Source organism: Sodalis-like endosymbiont of Proechinophthirus fluctus, assembly GCF_001602625.1.
Lineage (GTDB): Bacteria > Pseudomonadota > Gammaproteobacteria > Enterobacterales > Enterobacteriaceae.
Window position 1 is genome coordinate 7,905 of sequence record NZ_LECR01000045.1, and the last position, 4,654, is coordinate 12,558.

Consider the following 4,654-nt stretch of genomic DNA (forward strand, 5'->3'; position numbering starts at 1 on the left):
GGTGTTGTTCGCCACCCGTCTGGGGTGCGAAGCATTAGGCGCCTACTAGATCAAACTCGAGATCTATCCAGACATACAACATTTATTACTCGACCCGATAGAAACCTGAAAAGCCGATTGATAGCACTCTTCTGCATACACGCGCCGATATCCACTTTTTTCACGCTTTCCATAGGTGGATAAGTTGGTCAAAGAAGTGTTTGTGGTATTTCCCTATTGCGGCGCCGATCCTGTACTTTGCCGTCGGCTGGAGGAGGCGGGTTGCGCCGCAGTGATGCTGCTGTAGTTGCCTATCAGCTATAATCAATATATACAACATATTAATTTAATTAATATCATAATCGAATAGGCGCAGGTGAGATGCCAGTTGTCGATGCGAGTATCAGTGCCCTCAGCCAGGCGCTGGAAATGGGCACGGATGCAGTGTTGGTGAACACTGCTATCGCCGTGGCGCAAGATCCTGTCGCCATGGCCAGCGCCTTTTAGAGCCGACCTAGAGGCCGACGAACTCGCCCAACAGGTTGGTTTGGCACCGAGCCGTCGTCAGGCCAGCGTCACCAGCCCGTTAATCGGCTTCTTAACATCGGCCGCGGATGCGCAATTATGACCACTTTCATCCAGCACTGATAACAGCTCCAATGAAACGATATCGGTACGCGGATCCACTGCCAGACAGCCGCCAGTATCGAGCGCTCTCTAGCAGCGGAAATCCTGGACCGGAGGAGATGATAGCATTGCTGTCGCCGGCGGCACTGGTATATCTCGAGCCGTTGGTGCTTTGGCAACACCATCAATTTCTACCTTCCGCTTTATTTGTCTAATCTTTATTTATCTAATATTTTGTCAATAACTATACCTATTGCGTTGCAGATTTTCCATGAGCAACCGTATCTACCATAAGACGCTGGATAAATAGGATATCATGAGCGAATGCCGCACCATCCGTGCCAAAGGTATCGACAATGTGCTGCTAGTCACTGGCGAGCATAAAAGTAAAGTGGGCATCGATTATTTCCGCCGCTACGTGCCGTTGATACTTCAGGCGTTCAGTTCTCTGATGATGAAGGGTGTGGAAAGATTATCCCCGCTATCTGCGAGCGAAGCGACCTTCATCCTTCGAGCACAGAGAAAAAACCTCTCCCTAAGGAGCGGTTTTTTCTTCGCCAGCGACGAGAGACAATGTCGACAATCAGTCGTCGTTGCCGCCTAGACCTGCATTCAGCAGTTCAGCCAAGTTGGCAGAAGCTTCATCGGCGGTAATCTGCGGTGCGGAAGGCGCTTCACCCTGTTGACGATGGCGGGCGCGTTCCTGATGATAAGCGTAACCGGTACCGGCCGGGATTAACCGTCCGACGATGACGTTTTCCTTCAGGCCACGCAGTTCATCGCGTTTCCCGGCAACGGCAGCTTCGGTCAGCACACGCGTGGTTTCCTGGAACGACGCCGCAGAGATAAACGACTCCGTAGCCAGTGAGGCTTTGGTGATACCCAGAAGATCACGCATGTAGGTCATTTCCACCTTGCCGTCGTTTTCCAACTGACGGTTGGCGATCTTGATGCGAGAGTATTCTGCCTGTTCCCCCTCCAGGAACTCCGAGCTGCCACTGCTGGCGATCGTCGCTTTACGCAACATCTGACGAACGATAACTTCGATGTGTTTATCGTTGATCTTCACTCCCTGCAGACGGTAGACATCCTGGACTTCATTGACGATATAGCGGGTCACCGCATGCACGCCACGCAGACGCAGAATGTCGTGCGGCGATTCCGGACCGTCGGAAATCACATCGCCTCGCTCCACACGTTCACCTTCAAATACGTTGAGCTGACGCCATTTTGGGATCATCTCTTCGTAAGGGTCGCTGCTATCCACCGGCGAGATAACCAGGCGGCGTTTGCCTTTGGTTTCTTTACCGAAGGAAACGATACCGCTGATCTCGGCCAGAATCGCCGGCTCTTTCGGGCGACGGGCTTCAAACAGATCAGCAACACGCGGTAGACCACCGGTAATATCCTTGGTACCGCTGGTTTCCTGCGGCAGACGCGCCAACGTATCACCACCGGTGATTTTGGCGCCGTCTTCCAGCTGTACGATCGTTTTTCCCGGCAGGAAGTACTGCGCCGGCATGTCAGTACCCGGCAGTAGCACATTATTACCTTTATCATCCACAATACGCAGCGCTGGACGCAGATCTTTACCGCCACCAGTACGCTCAGCAGTATCCAGTACCACGATAGAGGACAAACCGGTCAGTTCATCGGTCTGGCGAGTAATAGTCTGGCCGTCGATCATATCGGTAAAGCGGACGAAACCGTCAACTTCCGTGATAACTGGCATGGTATGCGGATCCCAGTTGGCAACAGTTTCGCCGCCCATGATTTCCGCGCCGTCGCCTTTGGCCATCATGGCACCGTAGGGCACTTTGTAGCTTTCTTTAGTACGGCCGAATTCGTCAATCAGCTTCAGCTCGGTATTACGCGAAGTAATCACCAGCTTGCCGCCGCTGTTAACCACGAACTTGGCGTTGTTGAGACAGATGGTCCCTTTGTTCTTCACCTGAATGCTGGATTCCGCAGCGGCACGGGACGCGGCCCCGCCGATATGGAACGTACGCATGGTCAACTGGGTGCCGGGTTCACCGATGGACTGCGCGGCGATAACGCCGATGGCTTCACCTTTGTTTACCAGATGCCCGCGCGCCAAATCTCGGCCATAGCAGTTAGCACACACGCCGAAATCGGTGTCGCAGGTCACGACAGAACGCACCTTGACGCTATCCACGGAGTTTTCTTCCAGCACGTCACACCACTGCTCATTCAACAGGGTATTGCGCTCAACAAGAATATCTGCAGTGCCTGGCTTCAGAACATCTTCCGCTGTGACGCGGCCCAGCACGCGCTCGCGTAGGGGCTCTTTCACGTCGCCGCCTTCGATTACCGGTGTCATCACGATACCAGCGAAGGTACTGCAGTCGTCCTCAGTCACCACTAGATCCTGTGCCACGTCGACCAAGCGACGGGTCAGATAACCGGAGTTCGCGGTTTTCAGCGCAGTGTCTGCCAAGCCTTTACGCGCACCGTGGGTGGAAATGAAGTACTGGAGTACGTTCAAACCTTCACGGAAGTTCGCGGTAATCGGCGTCTCGATGATCGAGCCGTCGGGCTTGGCCATCAGACCACGCATACCGGCCAGCTGACGAATCTGCGCCGCCGAACCACGGGCGCCGGAGTCGGCCATCATAAAGATACTGTTAAACGACACCTGACGTTCTTCCTCGCCGTCGCGGTTAATCACCGTTTCGGTGGACAGATTGTCCATCATCGCCTTGGCGACACGCTCGTTGGCCGCGGCCCAGATATCGATAACCTTGTTATAGCGCTCGCCGGCAGTCACCAGACCCGACTGGAACTGCTCTTGGATCTCGGCGACTTCGGCTTCGGCCTCATCAATAATTTCAGCTTTCTTCGCCGGGATTACCATGTCGTCGATACCGACCGACGAGCCGGAACGGGCAGCGTAGGCGAAACCGGCGTACATGATCTGGTCGGCAAAAATAACGGTCGGCTTCAGACCCAGCACGCGATAGCAGGTATTAAGCATCTTAGAGATAGCTTTTTTACCCAGCGCCTGGTTCACCAGAGAGAATGGCAGCCCCTTCGGTACGATCATCCACAGGATGGCGCGGCCGACAGTAGTGTCTACCAGAATAGTATTTTCCATCCACTCGCCGTTGTCTCGTTTCTCATGCTCAGTGATACGCACTTTTACGCGCGCATGCAGCTCGGCCACGCCGGCACGGTAGATGCGCTCCGCTTCTTTCGACCCGGTCAGCACCATGCCTTCGCCTTTGCCGTTGACGCGATCTCGGGTCATATAGTACAGACCTAGCACCACGTCCTGCGACGGTACGATAATAGGCTCGCCATTGGCAGGCGACAGGATGTTATTGGTGGACATCATCAGCGCGCGCGCTTCCAACTGGGCTTCCAGCGTCAACGGAACGTGTACCGCCATTTGGTCACCGTCGAAGTCGGCATTGTAGGCTGCACATACCAGCGGGTGCAGCTGAATGGCTTTACCTTCAATCAGTACCGGCTCAAACGCCTGGATGCCCAGACGGTGCAGCGTCGGCGCACGGTTCAGCATGACTGGGTGTTCGCGGATGACCTCATCCAGGATATCCCAGACAACTGCTTCTTCGCGTTCCACCATTTTCTTGGCAGCTTTGATCGTCGTGGCGAGGCCGCGCAGTTCCAGCTTGCCGTAAATGAACGGCTTGAATAGTTCAAGCGCCATTTTCTTCGGCAGACCGCACTGATGCAGACGCAAGTACGGACCGACCGTAATAACCGAACGGCCAGAGTAATCGACGCGCTTACCCAGCAGGTTCTGGCGGAAGCGACCTTGCTTGCCTTTAATCATGTCGGCCAGCGATTTCAACGGGCGCTTATTGGAGCCGGTAATGGCGCGACCTCGACGGCCGTTATCCAACAGCGCATCGACCGCTTCTTGCAGCATACGTTTTTCGTTGCGCACGATGATATCAGGCGCGGCCAGATCCAGCAGACGCTTCAAACGGTTATTACGGTTGATCACCCGGCGATACAGATCGTTCAGATCCGAGGTTGCAAAGCGGCCACCGTCCAGCGGGAC

2 protein-coding genes and 1 pseudogene are annotated in these 4,654 nt (G+C 54.7%); 2 read left to right on the forward strand and 1 reads right to left on the reverse strand.

What is annotated here, in order from left to right:
• Together BG74_RS18890 and BG74_RS05135 are read left to right on the forward strand one after the other, a co-directional pair.
• A pseudogene (locus BG74_RS18890) lies at nucleotides 1-607 on the forward strand (hypothetical protein); the annotation flags it as partial.
• Nucleotides 608-922: 315 nt separating this feature from the next.
• Nucleotides 923-1,210 (forward strand): hypothetical protein, encoded by a 288-nt coding sequence (locus tag BG74_RS05135; protein WP_066597068.1) that lies wholly within the window; start codon nucleotides 923-925, stop codon nucleotides 1,208-1,210.
• Here the strand turns inward: BG74_RS05135 and rpoC are convergent.
• Nucleotides 1,190-4,654, reverse strand: a 3,465-nt coding sequence (rpoC, locus tag BG74_RS05140) for a DNA-directed RNA polymerase subunit beta' (protein WP_244267316.1), incomplete at its 5' end; no start/stop codon positions are given. The genes BG74_RS05135 and rpoC overlap by 21 nt on opposite strands.